We start from the raw sequence: 16,914 nt of genomic DNA, 5'->3' as shown, positions 1-16,914 counted from the left end.
CGCCGGTCGCCGGATCATCTTGCGCCGCAGCCGTTTCAGATGGCGCCTGCGCGAGTTCGACGGTACTCACGACATGATCTCCTCTGCTACTTCCTCATCGGTTTCGGACGCCTGTTCGGACGCGGCGGGCGCACCGGTCAGCGACAGGAACACATCGTCGAGGCTGGGCCGGTGCACGACGGCGTCGACCACGCAGACGCCCGCGTCGTCCAGCCGGCGCAGCGCCTCGACCATGGTGCGTGACCCCTCGCCCACCACGATCGCCACCTCGTCCGTCCCGGCCTCGTGCGAGGGCTCGCCGATACCCACCTGGGCCAGAATGGATTTCGCCTGCTGCGGATCCTGCCCGGCGGCCAGGGTGACGGTGAGCCGGTCACCGCCGATGGAGGTCTTCAGCTCGTCGGCCGACCCGCGCGCGATCACCCGGCCGCGGTCGATCACGGTGATGCGATCGGCCAGCAGATCGGCCTCCTCCAGGTACTGCGTGGTCAGCAGGACGGTGGTTCCGTCGTCGACCAGGTCGCCGATGACGCGCCACATGTCCAGGCGGCCACGCGGATCCAGACCCGTGGTCGGCTCGTCCAGCACGACCACCGTCGGACGGGCCACCAGTGCGCCCGCCAGATCCAGGCGGCGCGCCATACCGCCGGAGTAGGTGCCCGCCCGCCGTCCCGCGGCATATTCCAGGCCCAGCGCCGAGAGCAGTTCGGTGGCGCGCTCGGCGGCCTGCTTGTGCGACATCCCGTACAGCCGCGCCACCATCCGCAGATTCTCGAACCCGGACAGATTGGCGTCCACGGCCGCGTACTGCCCGGACAGGCCGATGCGGGTGCGGGCCCGCGCGGGATCGCCCAGTACGTCGAATCCCGCCACCCGCACGGATCCCGCGGTGGGTTTGAGCAGCGTGGTGACGATCCGCACCGTCGTGGTCTTCCCGGCCCCGTTGGGACCCAGCAGCCCCATCACGGTGCCGCTGGGTATCTCCAGGTCGATTCCGTCCAGGACGCGGACCCGCCCGTACTGCTTCACCAATCCGGCGACCTCCACCGCCAGAGTCACAGCGTCTCCTTCGCATCGTCGGCTCGTGCGTCGTTCGCACGCAAAGCCTTGTCGGCCAATCGTTCTCGCAATACCGGACCGATCACGGCCAGGGCCTCCGGATTGGTCATCCCCGAGTGGCGGCAACGCACCTTCTGGTCGTGGATGACACCGGTCACGTGTGGCTCCCACGCCTGCGCGCAGCGGGTCGGGTCGGCCAGGTTGATCTCGTCCTCGGCGGCGGTGAAGAAAACCAGATCGCCGTCGAAGACCCGCGGCCGGAATCCGTGTGCCAGATCCGCGCCCGCGGCGTAGCCGGTGTAGAGCCGCCGTAGATGGTCCACCGTCAGCGCCGCGAACGGGCCCGGGCGGTTGCGCAGCAGCTCCGCGGCGTCCTCCAGGGTCAGGCGCGGATCGACCGCGTGGTCGCCGCCGAGCAGGTCGCTGCCGAATTCGCCGATGATGTCGGCCACTCCGGGCACGGCCTGATCGAGCCATTGGTCGGTGAGCCGGTAGCTGTCCATCATCGCCAGCAGCTCGACCCGCTGTCCCGCATCCTGCAACTGCACCGCCATCTCGTGCGCGATGAGCCCGCCCAGCGACCAGCCCAGCAGATGGTAGGGCCCGTCCGGCTGCACCGATCTGATCTGTGCCACATAGTCTTTCGCGGTCTGCGTCAGGGTGGCGCGGGATTCGGCACCGGTGACGTGCGGAGCCTGCAGGCCGTACACCGGCCGATCGGCGGGCAGATGCGCGAGCAGCCCGGAGTAGCACCACGACAGCCCGATCGCCGGATGCACGCAGAACAGCGGTTCGGCGCCGGCCCCGGCGGGGATCGCGGCATCGGACACCGTCTCCTCGCGCGCGGCGCTGCGCGCGGCCGCATCCACCGATCGGATCGGCAGCAGCGGTTGCAGGGCTGCGGCCAGAACCTCACCGGCGTCGGCATCGAGCCGCTGCGCGATGGCCGCGGGGGTGGAATCGCCGAACATCAGCTGTACCGGCATCTCGATCCCCGTGGACCGCAGCTGCGCGACGACCTTCGTGGCCAGCAGCGAGTTGCCGCCCAGATCGAAGAAACCGTCGTCGACGCCCACCGAGTCCACGCCGAGCACCTCGGCGAATGCCGTGCACAGCGCGCGCTCGGCCGGGGTGGTCGGCGGCCGGTAGCTGCTGCCCGAACCGAACACCGGTTCGGGCAGCAACCGGCGATCCAGCTTGCCGACCGGTGTCAGCGGCACCCGGTTCAGCAGCATGATCGACTGCGGCACCATGTAATTCGGCACAAGCTCGCGCAGATGCGCGGTCAGCTCGGCCACCGTCGGAGCGGTTCCGGCGAGCGGCTTCACGTAGGACACCAACGCGGTGGCCCCGGCCGGGGTCCGATGGCCGACGGTCAGCGAGAACTCCACCGCGCCGTGCCGGGACATCGCCGCGTCGATCTCGCCGAGTTCGATACGGAAACCGCGGATCTTGACCTGATGGTCGGTACGGCCGACGTACTCGAGCTCCCGGCGACGACCGTGCACGCACCACCGCGCCAGATCGCCGGTCCGGTACATCCGCTCCCCCGGCTTGCCGTACGGATTCGCCACGAAGCGCTGCGCGGTCAGGCCCGGACGATCCAGATAACCGCGGGCCAGCGCCGGACCGCTCAGGTACAGCTCACCGGTGACGCCGCCGGGTGCGGGATGCAGCCGCCGATCGACCACGACCGCGTTCACGCCGCGGATCGGACCGCCGATGTTGATCGGCATATCCGGGGCCATGGGCTGGGACATCAGCGTGACGATGGTGGTCTCGGTCGGGCCGTACACGTTGTACAGGTTCCGGCCGCGGCTCCAGCGCGTCACCAGTTCCGGCGGCAGTGCCTCGCCGCCGACCAGCACGTGACGCATCTCGGTGATCCCGGACGGATCCACCGTGCCCAGGGCCGCGGTGGTGATGAACGCGTGCGTGATGCGCTCCTGGACGAGCACCCGCCCCAGCTCCGCGCCGCCGTACACACCCGGCGGCGTGATCACCAGCGTCGCCGCACCGCCCAGCGCGAACAGCAGATCCAGCATCGCCGCGTCGAAACTCGGTGTGGCGAAGTGCAATACGCGGTCTCCGGGCTTGACGTCGAAGCGCGCCGCGGTCTCGGCCGCGAAATTCGACAGACCCGCGTGCGTGACGACCACACCCTTCGGGGTACCGGTGGATCCCGAGGTGTAGATCACGTACGCCGGATGTTCCAGCAGCAGCTCACCCCGGCGTTCGGCCGCGGTGATGGGCGCGTCCGAGGTGGCCAGCACCCGCCGCCGGAACGAGGGCGCGTCCAGCACCGTCCAGCTCACCCCGTCGGGCAGGCTCTCCCGATGCGCCGAGAGTGTGATCCCCAGTGCCGCACCGGAATCGGTGAGCATGTGCGCGATGCGGTAATCCGGGTAGCCCGGATCGATCGGCACGAATGCCGCGCCCGCCTTGGCCACCGCGAGCGTGACCGCCACCGATTCGGCCGATCGCGCGACGCCCAGCGCGACCAGCGTCTCCGGCCCCACGCCCTGCTCGATGAGCACCCGTGCGAGCCGGTTCGTCCAGCGATCCAGCGCGTCATAGGTGATCTGGGTGCCGTCACCGCGCACCGCCACCCCCTGCGGGTCGAGCCGCACCGCCGCGTCGAACACCTCCGCCAGCGTCAGCGGACGCCCCGGGTTCGCACCGCGCACCGGCACCAGACTCGACCACTCGGCGGGTTCGAGCCAGTCCAGATCGCCCACGGGCGTGGCCGGATTCGCCGCGGCCGCACTCACCAACCGGACCAGCCGGTTGCCGAGCCGGGCCGCGGTCGCCTCGTCGAACAGGTCGCGGGCGTAGTTCACCGCGACGGTGATGCCATCCGGTTCCCGGTCCGCGGTCCGGGACTCGGTGAGGGTGAACTGCAGATCGAACTTCGCGATACCCGGATCGGCATCGCACGCCTCGATCTGCAGACCCGGCAGTTCCAGTACCCGCACGGGCTCGTTCCGGACCGAGAGCATCACCTGGAACAGCGGGTGGTGCGACTGCGAACGAGCCGGATTGAGCACCTCGACCAGGCGCTCGAACGGCACATCGGCCTGGGCGAACGCCTCGAGGTCGGTTTCGCGCACCGAGCGCAGCAGTTCGGCGAACGAGGCGTCGCCGTCGATTCCGGTGCGCAACACCAGGGTTCCCACGAACATGCCGATCAGCGCGTCCAGCGCCGGATCGCCGCGACCGGCGATCGGCGTGCCGACCGCGATGTCGTCACCTCCGGTGATCCGGTGCAGCAGCGTCGCGAGTGCGGCATGCAGCACCATGAAGATGGTGACGCCGTGCTCACTGGCCATCGCCTGCAGTTCGCGGTGCGTATGCGCATCGATCGCGCATTCGACCGTCCCGCCGCGATAGCTCGGCGCGGGCGGGCGCGGGCGATCGGTGGGCAGCGGCAGCAGTTCGGGCAGCCCGTCCAGCGCGGTGCGCCAGTAGTCCAGCTGACGACTCACCGCGGAATCCGGATCGTCCTCGCTGCCGAGCGTTTCCTGTTGCCACAGTGTGTAATCCGCGTACTGGACGGCCAGCTCGGACCAGTCCGGGGACTGTCCGGTGTGGTGCGCGCGGTAGGCGGTGGCCACGTCCGTGGCCAGTGGCACCAGCGACCATCCGTCCATCGCGATGTGATGCACGACCAGCACCAGCACATGGTCGTCGGCGGCGACGCGCAGCAGATGCGCGCGCAGCGGAACCTCGTGCGCCAGATCGAATCCCGGACCGGACAGCCGCCGCACCGCCTCCTCGATCTCGCCCTCGGCGACCTCGCTCATCCCGATCGCGATCCGCGCCGCGGCCGGGTCCAGCACTCGCTGGAAGGGCTCGCCCTCGAGTTCGCCGAAGACGGTCCGCAGCGTCTCGTGCCGGGCCTGCACCGCGTTCAGCGCGGACTGCATCGCGACGACGTCCAGGGTTCCGCGCAACCGCAGCGCGGCCGGGACGTTGTACACCCCGGACCGATCGCCCGTTCCCCCGGACTCGCTGAACCGGTTCAGGAACCACAGCCGCCGTTGCGCCGCCGACAGCGGCACCCGCTGCGGACGCGTGCGCCGGCTCAGCACGGGCGCGTCGTCGCTCACCCGGCCGCGACCGTCGAGCCGGGCGGCCAGTTCGGCCACCGTCGGGGTGGCGAACACCGATCGCACCTCGAGCCGGGTACCGGTCGCCGCGGCCAGCCGCGCCACCAATTGTGTTGCCAGCAGCGAATTTCCGCCGACATCGAAGAAGTTGTCGCCCGCGCCGATCGTCTCGGCGCCGACCAGCTCCGAAATAACCTGCGCGACAATACGTTCGGCGTCGGTGCTCGGCTCGCGCCGCTGAGTCGCGACCGCTTCGGGCTCGGGCAGTGCCGCTCGGTCGAGCTTGCCCACCGGCGTGAGCGGAATGCGGTCGAGCATGGTCAGGCTGGCCGGAACCATATGCGACGGAAGCCGTTCGGCCACATGAGCGCGTACCGCCGTGACGTCCAGCGTCGCCGTGCCGTCCACCGGCAGGACGTACGACACGATGCGCTTGGTCCCCGCGATGGCGCGAACCTCGGTGTGCGCGAACCGGATCGATGAATGGCTGGTCAGCGCCGCGGTGATCTCGCCGAGCTCGATCCGGAACCCGCGCAGCTTGACCTGGTCGTCGCCGCGGCCCAGATAGACGATCTCGCCCTCGTCGTTCCAGCGCACCACGTCACCGGTGCGATACAGCCGCGTGCCGACGGGACCGAACGGGTCGGCCACGAAACGCGCGGCGGTGAGCCCGAATCGGCCGAAGTACCCGCGCGACACCCCTTGGCCGCCGAGATAGAGCTCACCGGGCACCCCGACCGGAACCGGCCGCATCCGCTCGTCCAGCACCACCGCGCGGGCCCCGCGCACCAGGGTGCCGATCGACACCGGCAGGCCGGGCCGCAGCGGACCGGCGATCGTGGTGACGATGGTCGTCTCGGTGGGGCCGTAGCCGTTGAACACCATCCGGTCCGTGCCCCAGCGGTCCACCAGCTCCTGCCCCAGCGCCTCACCGCCCAGCATGATCGCCGCGAGATGCGGCAGCGGCCAGCGATCGCGATCGATGGTGGCCAGCGCCGCCGGGGTCATGAAGGTGTGGGTGATGCGCTCGCGGTCCATCAGCGCGGCCAGTTCGTCGCCGCCGTACACATCGGGCGGGGTGATGACCATGGTCGCGCCGGACCCGATGGCCAGCAGCAGATCGAGCACCGCCGCGTCGAAGCTCGGCGACGCGAAATGCAATGTGCGCGAATCGCGGTCGACCTTCATCCGATCACGGAGCTCGTCGGCGAAATTGGACAGCCCGGCGTGGGTGACGGCCACGCCCTTGGGGGTGCCGGTCGAGCCCGAGGTGTAGATCAGATAGGCCAGATCCGAGGTCCACACGGTGCGCAGCCGATCGGCGTCGCTGATCGCGGCCGGGTCGTGGTCCTGGATCTCGGCCCGCTGATCCGGGTCGTCCAGCAGCAGCCACTCGGTGTCGCAGCCGCCGACTCCGGCCTCGCGCAGACGCCCGATGTGTGCGCCGACCGTCACACCCGACCGGCAGCCGGAGTCGGTGAGCATGTGCCGCACCCGCTCGGTGGGATAGTTCGGATCCACCGGAACGAAGGCCGCACCCGCCTTCGTCACCGCCAGCACCGTCGCCACCGATTCGAGCGACCGGGTCAGGCCAAGGGCCACCCGGTCACCGGGACCGATACCGCGCCGGATGAGCTCGCGCGCAATACGATTCGAGTACACATCCAGTTCGGCGTAGGTCAGCTCGGAGATCCCCGACTGCACCGCGGCGCGTTCGGGATGCAGATGCGCGGTGACCGCGAAATAGTTGGCCAGGCTGCACTGCGGGGTGGCGATCGGGCCGTACGCCGGGGCCAGCCGGGCACGTTCGTACTCGGTGCGAGCGTCGATGTCGCGCACGCGGATTCGCGGATCGGCGGAGATCGCGGCCAGTACCAGCCCGAGCCGCTCGGCCAGTGAGCGCACCGTCTCCTCGTCGAAAAGCTCTGCGGCGTAGACGAATTCGAAGCGCCGCTCGGGAGCCTCGGCGGATAGGCCCGGCTTCACCCGCAACTCCAGATCGAACTTCGCCAGCGCGATGTCGAGCTCCTCCGCGCGCAACGCCAATCCGGGCAGGCGCAGCGCGGGAATCGGGCCGTCCTCCACGGTCAGCGCGACCTGCAACAGCGGACGTAGGTTAGCGTCGCGGCCGCCGAGCGACTGCATCTCGGCCACGATCCGCTCGAACGGCAGATCCGCATGCGCCATGGCCGCGAGTTCGCCGTCCCGATCCACGGTCAGCTGCTCGACGAACCGGCGGTCCGGATCGATCTGCGAACGCAGCACCAGGGTGTTGACGAACATGCCGACCAGGTCGTCCAGGCGGGTGTCCGCGCGTCCGGCCACCGGTGTGCCGATGACGATGTCGCGACCGCCGGTGACCGAGCGCAGCAGCACCGCCAGCGCCGACCGCAGCACCATGAACAGGCTGACGCCGCGTTCCCGGGCGAGTTCGTCGATGCCCTCGCGGACATGTTCGGGCAGCGCGAACCGCACCGTGCCCGCGCGCTGAGTGGGGCGTTCGGGCCGCGGCCGGTCGTACGGCAGCGGCATGGCCTCGGGCAGTCCGTCCAGGGTCTCGCGCCAGAACCGCAGCTGGGTGGCCGCCAGGCTGACCGGATTGTCCTCGTCGCCGAGGCAATCGCGTTGCCACAGACTGAAATCCGCGTACTGCACGGGCAGCGGCTGCCACGCCGGGGCGGATCCGGAGCAGCGGGCCGCGTAGGCCATCGCCAGATCGCGGGTCAGCGGGATCAGCGACCAGCCGTCCGCGGCGATGTGATGCAGCACGATGCCGAGCCGGAACTGCTGGGAACCCGTGCGCAACAACGTCATTCGCACCGGAATCTCGCGGGTGAGGTCGAATCCGCGCTGTGCCAGGGTCCGCAGCGCCAGGGCCGCGTCCGCCTCGTCCGTCTCGACCGGTTCCAGCACCGGCATGCACCGGTGGGTGTCGAGGATCAACTGATACGCGCCGGAGCGATCCTCCGGGAACACCGTGCGCAGCACCTCGTGCCGATCCACCAGATCCGTGAGCGCCGCACGCAGTGCGGCGATGTCCGGATCGCCGTCGATTCGTATCACGAAAGCGATGTTGTAGGCGCTGGATTCGGGAGAATAGCGGTTGAGGAACCAGACCCGCTGCTGCGGCAGCGACAAGGGGAGACGTCCCGGACGCGGGGAACGCACAGCCAGCGCAGTCCGCTGCGTCCGGGGCGTTTCGATCAGGCGCACGGCCATGTCCGCGACCGTCGGCGCCTCGAACACCGCACGCACCGGCAGATCGACGCCGAACTCGTCGTAGAGCGCCGAGGACAGCCGCGTCGCCAGCAGCGAGTTGCCGCCGACCTCGAAGAAGCTGTCCTCCGCACCGGGCATGGGATGTCCGAGCACCGCGCCGAAGACCTCCGCGACCCGCTCCTCGAGTCCGGCCGCGGGCGCGCGGGAGCCACTCACCGACGCGAAAACCGGTTCCGGCAATGCTTTTCGATCCAGTTTGCCCGACGGCGTCACCGGCACCTCGTCGAGGACGATGATCGCGGCCGGAACCATGTAGGCGGGCAGCTGCCGGCGCACCGAGTCGAGGACGGCCGCGGTGTCGATCGGTCCCTCGGCGGTGACGTAGGAGGCCAGCCGCATCGTGCCGTGCTCACTGGTGTGCACGACGGTGTGCGCGAACCGCACTCCGTCATGCGTGCGCAGCGCGTGGTCGATCTCGCGAAGTTCGATGCGGAAGCCGCGGATCTTGACCTGATCGTCCGCCCGGCCCAGGAACCGCAACTGCCCGCTCATGTCGGCGACCACGAGATCGCCTGTGCGGTACATGCGTTCACCGCGCCGGCCGTGCGGGTTGGCCGGGAACCGCTGCGCGGTCATCGCGTGCCGCCCCAGATAGCCGCGGGCCAGGCCGGGCCCGGACAGGTACAGCTCGCCCGGGACGCCCGGCGGCACCGGATGCAGTCGGTTGTCCAGGACGAACAGCCGCATTCCGCGCACGGGCATGCCGATCGGCACGGGACGGCCCGGGACCATCGGCCCGGTGGCCGTCGCGGCGACGGTCGCCTCCGACGGGCCGTACATGTTGTGCATGCGACGTCGCCCAGCGGTCCAGGTGCTCACCAGCTCCTCGGGGCAGGCGTCCCCGCCGACGATCACCGCCTCGAGATCGCCGAGTCCCTCGCTGGGCACGGTCGCCAGCGCGGCCGGAGTGATGAAGGCGTGGGTCACCCGCTCGGCGCGCAGCAACTGGGCGAGTTCGGATCCGCCGTAGAGCCCGGCCGGAGCCACCACGATGGTCGCGCCCGCGGCGAATCCGAGCAGCAGCTCGAGTACCGACGCGTCGAAGGACGGCGACGAGAAGTGCAGTGTGCGTGCGGAATCCGTGACGCCGAACAGATGCCGCTGCTCGTGGGCGAGGCAGGCCAGCCCGGCGTGGGTGACCACGACGGCCTTGGGCGTTCCGGTGGATCCGGAGGTGTAGATCAGGTACGCCGGGTGCGCCACGCGCAGCGGCTGATGCCGATCCACATCGGTTACCGGGGCCCCGGACTGGCGCATGGTCTCCGCGGCCAGCTCCGGAGATCCGGCCAGCAGCCAGTCCACATCCCGCTTGCGGTGCCGCCCCCGGCGCGTCGGCCATTCCGGCATGACCGCATACGATTTCGCGTCGGTCAGGCCAAGCATCGCGCCGGAATCGTTGAGCATGTGCGCGATCCGCTCGGCCGGATAGCCCGGATCGATCGGGACATAGGCCGCGCCCGTCTTGGCCACCGCCCAGATCGCGGTGATCGCGTCGAGCCCGCGCGGCAGCGCGACCGCCACCACGACCTCGGGTCCGGCGCCGCATCCGATCAGCACGCGCGCCAACCGGTTCGACGCCTCGTCCAGTTCCCGATAGGTGGTGTCCTCGCCCAGGTAGCGCACCGCGACGACGTCGGGAACGCGTTCGGCGGTCTCGGTGAGCAGGCGGGTCAGGGTGATCGGCGGTTCGGCGGGCGCGCCCGTGATCGGCACCAGCCGCGCCTTTTCGCGCGCGTCGAGGATGTCCAGATCCCCGACCGGCGCACTGGGTGCGGTGACCGCCGCGGAGACCAGGCGGACGAACCGCTGCGCGATGGTGCGCACCGTCGATTCGTCGAATACATCCGTGGCGTAACCGAATTCGGCGTGCAGCGGGCCATCCGACGCATCGCCGCTCTCCTGCACGGTCAGCTGCAGATCGAATTTGGCGACACCGGATTCGATCGGCAGGACGCGAGCGTCCATGCCCGGCAGGCTGATTCGCAGGTCCGGATCGTTCTCGTAGGAGAGCATCACCTGGAACAGCGGGTGCCGTCCGGCATCACGCGCCGGGTTGACGACCTCCACCAGCCGTTCGAAGGGCACGTCGGCGTTGGCGAAGGCGTCCAGATCGGTTTCCCGCACCCGGTCCAGCATGCGATCGAAGCCCGCGGCCGGATCGACCTCGGTACGCAGCACCAGCGTGTTGACGAACATGCCGACCAGGTCGTCCAGCGCCGGATCCGAACGTCCCGCGATCGGGGTGCCGATCGCGATGTCGGTGGTGTTGCACAACCGCGAGAGCAGTACGGCCAGGCAGGCGTGCAACACCATGAACGCACTCACCCCGCGGTCCGCGGCCAGCGCGGCCAGCGCCTGGCGTACGTCGGCCGGAATCGTGACGCTCACTCGCGCGCCCTCGGTGGTGCGCTGCTGCGGACGCGGACGGTCCAGCGGCAGATCGAGCTGATCGGGCAGATCGGCCAGGGCGGTCCGCCAGTAACTCAGCTGCCGACCGAGCGCACTGGCCGGATCCTCCTCGTCGCCCAGCAATTCGCGCTGCCACAGCGCGAAATCCGCGTACTGCACCGGCAGCGGCTTCCAGAGCGGTTCGTGCCCCGCGGTGCGGGCGGCGATGGCCGTCATCAGATCGCGCGCCAGGGGCGCGACCGACCAGCCGTCACCGCAGATGTGATGCAGGATCACCAGGAAGACGTACCGATCCGGCCCGGTGCGGTACAGCGCGATGCGGAACGGGGCCTGGGTGCGCAGATCGAAGCCGTACCCGGCGTATTCGGCGGCCAGGGCCAGCACGTCCGCGCCGACGGCATCGATCGCCTCCAGGGCCAGCGGGATCTGCGCGGCCGGATGCACGAGCTGGCGCGGACCCTGCGGCGAATCGGGAAAAGTGGTGCGCAGGCTCTCGTGCCGCTCCAGCACGTCCAGTACGCCCGCGCGCAACGCGTCGAGATCCACCTTCCCGGTCAGTTCCACGGCCAGCGGCATGTTGTAGGCCGAGGCATGCTCGGCGAACCGGTTCAGGATCCACAGCCGCTGCTGAGCCAGCGAAAGTGGAATGCGTTCGGGCCGTTCGGCGGTGACGAGTTTGGGTTGCGCGGACAGCGGGTAACGATCATCCAGACGAGTGGCTAGTGCGGCCACCGTGGCCGATTCGAACAGGTCGCGGATGGTCAGCTCCCCGCCCAGCGCGCTGTTGACCCGGGCGATCGCGCGCGCCGCCGAGAGCGAGTTGCCGCCCAGTTCGAAGAAGCTGTCCTCGACGCCGATCTCCTCGACGCCCAGGATCTCCTCGAAGATCGCGGCGACGCGGCGCTCGACCTCGGTGCGCGGCGCGGTGGTCACACCGTCGGCGCGCTGCGCACCGGCTTCGGGCGCGGGCAGGGCTCGGCGATCCACCTTGCCGTTGGCGCTCAACGGCATTTCGTCCAGCACGATCAAATGAGCCGGCACCATATATCCGGGCAGGGTCCGATGCAGCGCCCGGGTCAACTCGGTGACATCCAGATCCGAATCCGGTGCGGCGACCACATATCCGACGAGTTCGTCACCGCCGCGGGTGTGGCGCGCCACGCAGATCGCCCGCGCCACACTCGCTTCGGCCAGCAGCGCGGCCTCGATCTCGCCGAGTTCGATGCGCAACCCGCGGATCTTCACCTGGAAGTCGCTGCGGCCCAGGTATTCCAGGGCTCCGCCCGTGGCCCGCCACCGCACCAGATCACCCGTGCGGTACATCCGCGCACCCGCGGTGAACGGGTTCGCGACGAACCGGCCCGCACTGAGCTCGGCACGACCCAGATAGCCGCGTGCCAGCTGTGTCCCGGCCAGATACAGCTCACCCACCACGCCCGGCGGGACCGGCTGCAGGCGCTCGTCCAGCACGTAGACCTGGGTGTTCCAGATCGGCGCGCCGATCGGCACGGAGTCCTGTCCCGCGGCGCAGGGCCAGGACGTCACGTCGACCGCCGCCTCGGTGGGGCCGTACAGATTGTGCAGCCACGGCGAGCCGTCCCCATGCGGCGCACCCGGAGCCGAATGCCCCAGTGCCGCATGGAAATCGCGCACGGTCGCGGCGGGCAGCGCCTCACCGCTGCAGAACACCCGGCGCAGGGCGGTGCACCCGGCGACCTCGGTGTCGGTGACGAACACCGACAGCATCGATGGAACGAAATGCGCTGTGGTGACGGACTTCTCGGCGATCACCCGGGCCAGGTAGACCGGATCGCGATGGCCGTCGGGCGCCGCGATCACCAGCCGGGCCCCGATCTGCAAGGGCCAGAAGAACTCCCACACCGACACGTCGAACGTGGCCGGCGTCTTCTGCAACACCACATCACTGCCGTCGAGCCGGTATTCGTGCTGCATCCAGCGCAACCGGTTCACGATCGCGGCATGCGAGACGCCCACGCCCTTGGGGCGGCCGGTGGACCCGGAGGTGAAGATCACGTAGGCCAGGTGCTCCGGACGCAGCCGGGTGTGACGGTCGGCATCGGTGATCGGCGCGCCGGAGATCGCGGACAGATCCGTCGCGCGAATGTCCAGCCGCGCCTGAGCCTGCGGCAGCTCGACGCTGTCGGCGCCGGCGGTCAGCACGCACAGCGGGCGCGCCTGCTCGAGGATGTCGGCGTTGCGTTCGGCGGGATGGTCCGGATCGATCGGCAGATACGCGGCGCCGGCCCGCACGATGGCGTACATGCCGATCACCAGGTCCAGGCTGCGCCGCATGGCCAGGCCGACGACCGTATCCGGGCCCGCGCCGCGCGAGATCAGTAGCCGGGCCAGCCGATCGGCCTGCTCGCGCAGCTGCGCGTAGGTCATCGTCTCGTCGCCGAATTCCAGCGCCACCTCATCCGGGCAGGCCGCGGCCCGCTCGCCGAACGCCTCGGACAGCGTGCCCGGCCACTGCGGCATCTCGGTGCAATTCCATTGGCGCAGAACAAGATCCCGCTCCACGTCGGTGGTGACCGGCACCTCGGCGACGACGTCGTCCGGTTCCGCGGTCAGCAGCCGGGCCAGGAAATCCACGAAACGGCCGTGGTGGACCGCCAGCTCCTCGACGTCGTACAGGTGCGGATTGCCCTCGAAATCCACGTGGATGCGGTCGCCGGTGCCGTTGTAGAGGTTGATCGACAGGTCCTCGACCGGACCGGTGGACAGCACGTTCAGCGAGCCGACCAGACTGCCGAAGTGCAACTCGCTGTGAAACAGCATGATGTTGACCATCGGCCCGAAGAATCCGCGCGAATCCCGCGAGTATCCGCAGTCGCGGCGGATGTCGTCAGCGCGGTACCGCTGATGCCGCAGTGCCCCGGTGATCTGCAACTCGGCCGCCTTGACCACATCGCGCAGGGTGGTGGTGGCATCGAATCGGATACGAATCGGCACCACATTGGACACCACGCCCGCCGAGCGGCGTAGCGCGACGGTGGTGCGCGCGGACACCGGAAGACTCAGCACCACATCCTGATTGCCGGTCACCGCGCGCACATAGCAGGCCAGGGCGGCGACGAACAACGTGGAGTTCTGCGTGTCGAAAACCCCTGTGGCATTGGTCAATTCGGCCTGGACCTCGGGGCCGAGCTTATGTGTCGCGCGATGCCGTCGCGAATCGGATCCGGGCGCGGCGGCCGCCGAGGCGGACAGGCTCATGGGCGCGCCGACCCCGGCGAGCTGTTCGAGCCAGTACTCGCGGTCCGAGCGGAAACGGCTGGTGTCGCGGTAACTCGACTCCCCCGCATAGATATCGGCCAGCGGCGTGGCGCGCGAGGCCACCGGTTCGGTGCGGTTCTCCAGGGCGGTGTAGATCTCGGCGGTACGGGTGACCGCGTTCATCGCACCGTAGCCGTCGATAACGATGTGGTGACCCCGGGAATACCACATGTAGTCGAACTCGCCGATGCGCAGCACAACGTTCGTCGTCAACGGGTCGCGCTCGAGATCGATCTGGCTGCTGGCGTGGTCGTTCATCCAGCGCAGGGCCGCCGCGCGGGGATCGGCCTCGTGCCGCAGGTCCACCCGCGCCCAGCCGGGCCGTACCGAGGGATCGATCAGCTGATGCGGGACACCGTCGATCTCGACCAGCCGCACCTGCCCGACCTGGGCCTCGGCGCCGAATCGCTCGATCGCGTACAGCAGGCGGCCCACATCCAGATCACCGTGGATCTCGACGTACTGGGCGATGGTGAGGGGAACGTCGGGACGTATCCGCTGGGCGTACCAGAGGGCGGTCTGCGCGGGCGACAGGGCGAAGGGTTGTGCTGATAATTCGCTAGAAGAGCATTGGTCTACACGATCGGTGGCCAATGACCTCATCAATTACTCCGTTCTGCCGCTGTTGACGCAACTCCCCGAGCATCGCCACGGCGGGCACGCACGTGCCGACCGTGGGACCTGATCCACGCCCTACTATTCGGAGCATCAGGACGTACGGATCGGTACCGATCTCGTAATGTTTCACTTCGAACAACGTTGGCGGATAGGCCCTTTAGCTAGCTATCTCTTCGCAAACTTCGCGACCACATCTGATCGCGCAGGGAAAACGGGTGACGCCGGGAGCCAGATCCGGAAACGCTTACATCCGCAGCTAGCGGCGCACCCGGTCGTCGACGGCCTCATCATCCGCCGGTTCCGGGGACGGCATAATTCGCCGCCGAATAGCCGAAGCCACAACAGCAATCCCGGCCACGATACACAACACCCACTCGGGCCACGGCCCCAGCGCGGTCGCGGGTGTCGTGGTGTGCCGCAGCGGCAATTCTGCCTCGAGCCATGCGGGCACGAATTTCGAGGTCTCCTGGCGCACCGCGCCGTCGGCGGTGATGATCGCGCTGACCCCGGAAGTTGCCGCCACGACCAGCGCGCGACCGTGTTCCACCGCGCGCACCCGGGACATGGCCAGTTGCTGGTAGGTCATTTCGCTGTCGCCGAAGGTGGCGTTGTTGGTGGGCACGGTCAGCAGCTGCGCGCCCGCGTGCATCGAATCCTCGAACGCGCGGTCGAAGGCCACCTCGTAACACGTGGCCACGCCGATCGCGACCGGCCCGCCGCGTCCATCGGGCTGTGCGTGCACCACGCCGTCACCGTGGCCCGGGACGAAATAGCCTGCTCGATCGGCATATCTCGAGAAGTGCCGGAAGAAATCGCGGTAGGGCAGATATTCGCCGAACGGCTGGATGATCTTCTTGTCGTGCCGCTCCCCCGGCCCGTCGGCGCCGTTCCAGACGATGACCGAGTTGGTGGTCGTGTCGTCGTCGTTCACCAGCACCGCGCCGACCAGGATCGGCGCGTGGATCCGCTCGGAGACCGCGGTGATCTCCGCGTACGCGTCACTGTTGCGTAACGGATCGATATCGGACGAGTTCTCCGGCCAGATCACCACATCCGGTTGCCGCGCGCGGCCCGCGGCGACGGCGTCGGCCAGCGCCGCGGTCTCGCGGACGTGATTGTCCAGCACGGCGCGACGCTGCGCGTTGAAGTCCAGGCCCAGGCGCGGCACGCTGCCCTGGATGGCGGCGACCGTGATCGTCCGGTCGCCGTCGGCCGGCGCGGGCAGGACGGTCCGGAAGATCAATCCGGCGACGGGGACGGCGACCACAATCGCTGCGGCGGCGGCGATTCCGGTGCGCCACCGCGCACCGCGCCGCTCGCGCAGCCCGATGACCAAGGCCGCCAACGCCGTTCCGGTCAACGCCACCGCGAAACTCACCCCGGGTGCGCCGCCGAGCCAGGCCAACGGCAGGTACCAGCCGTCACCCTGCCCGAATGCCAGTCGGCCCCAGGGAAATCCGCCGAACGGGAAACTCGAGCGACCCCACTCGGTGAGCGTCCACGTCGTCGCCACCCACAGCGGCCAGCCCGGCAGCGCGCTCACCAAGCGAGCCAGCAGGCCGAACAGCCCGACGTAGATCGCACACGCCAGCGACAGGCCCAGCCACGGCGCGGGGCCGACATAGATACCCGTCCACGGCAGCAGTGGCACGAAGAAGGCCAGTCCCGCGACCAGCCCGTGACCGAACCCGCCGCGCAGCCCGCGACTCGACCGCACGACCAGGGTCAGCAGCGCGATGCCGAGCGGCGCGAGGTACCAGCAGGTGCGGGGCGGAAAGCTCGCGTAGATCAGCAGACCCGCGACGATCGCGCCCACCAGGCGCGCGAGCACCGGATACCGCGTCGCCGTTGCGGTCAGCCGCGTGCGCAGACCCGTTGCGGCGCCGGGAGTCTCGTGGTCCTGTCGCACGTCCACGAGCTCGTCCTTCTCACGCCGCATAAATGGTGGTTCCCCGGTGCACGGTACGCAGGCAACGCGGCAGCGGCGCGCCCGGGTCGAGCGGGGGCAGCCCCGGAACCCGGGACCGGGGATCGGTGGACCAGCGCTGCACCGTATCCGAGGCCGCGGCCACCACCAGATCGGCCGCGTCCCAGATCGCGTACGAGGCGGGCGCGCCGGGCACGAGAGTTCCGGCGACGCCGT

Annotated in this window: 3 protein-coding genes and 1 pseudogene; all 4 read right to left on the bottom strand. The window is 69.5% G+C overall.

Going from position 1 to position 16,914, the window contains the following annotated elements:
- Positions 1-66 precede the first annotated feature (66 nt).
- The gene (locus tag NM2_RS09000) at positions 67-1,059 is read right to left on the bottom strand and encodes an ATP-binding cassette domain-containing protein (RefSeq protein ID WP_067666560.1); all 993 of its coding nucleotides are present in this window, start codon (positions 1,057-1,059) and stop codon (positions 67-69) included.
- Positions 1,056-14,756 carry a non-ribosomal peptide synthetase gene (locus NM2_RS08995; RefSeq protein ID WP_084530632.1) on the bottom strand — a complete coding sequence of 4,567 codons (13,701 nt, stop codon included), beginning with the start codon at positions 14,754-14,756 and terminating at the stop codon, positions 1,056-1,058. Before NM2_RS08995 ends, NM2_RS09000 begins: the two co-directional genes overlap by 4 nt.
- 271 nt (positions 14,757-15,027) lie before the next feature.
- Positions 15,028-16,629: an apolipoprotein N-acyltransferase gene (lnt, locus tag NM2_RS08990; protein ID WP_067666601.1), complete on the bottom strand. Its 1,602-nt coding sequence runs from the start codon at positions 16,627-16,629 to the stop codon at positions 15,028-15,030.
- A gap of 70 nt (positions 16,630-16,699) precedes the next feature.
- A pseudogene (locus tag NM2_RS08985) lies at positions 16,700-16,914 on the bottom strand (amidohydrolase); the annotation flags it as partial.

Origin of the sequence: Nocardia miyunensis NBRC 108239 (assembly GCF_001613065.1) — a bacterium.
Lineage (GTDB): Bacteria > Actinomycetota > Actinomycetes > Mycobacteriales > Mycobacteriaceae > Nocardia > Nocardia miyunensis.
This window is presented reverse-complemented; position numbering and strand designations above follow the sequence as displayed.